Here is a 223-nt window from a genome sequence, read left to right as displayed (position 1 = left end):
GGGAGTACCTGCTTGATATTCAAATGTCGATAGTGTTGCATTACGTACTAATGTGTGGCCAGTTGATGTATTGATACTCGACATACTTGCAATATAGCCAAAAAGCTTATTTTTAAAAGAAATTGGATAATTTACCTTTATCCATGATTGTTGAGCTGATGGAACTTTAACCCATTGAATAATTACCCCCGTATCTCCACATTGCCACCAACCATTTTCGGAT

Annotated in this window: 1 protein-coding gene; it reads right to left on the bottom strand. The window is 36.8% G+C overall.

Annotated features, from left to right (window positions below; all coding sequences use genetic code 11):
- A partial coding sequence (locus tag ABR397_RS25665; RefSeq protein ID WP_455430671.1) for a gp53-like domain-containing protein occupies nucleotides 1-223 on the bottom strand: 223 nt, incomplete at both ends.

Source organism: Photorhabdus viridis, assembly GCF_040256935.1.
Lineage (GTDB): Bacteria > Pseudomonadota > Gammaproteobacteria > Enterobacterales > Enterobacteriaceae > Photorhabdus > Photorhabdus viridis.
This window is presented reverse-complemented; position numbering and strand designations above follow the sequence as displayed.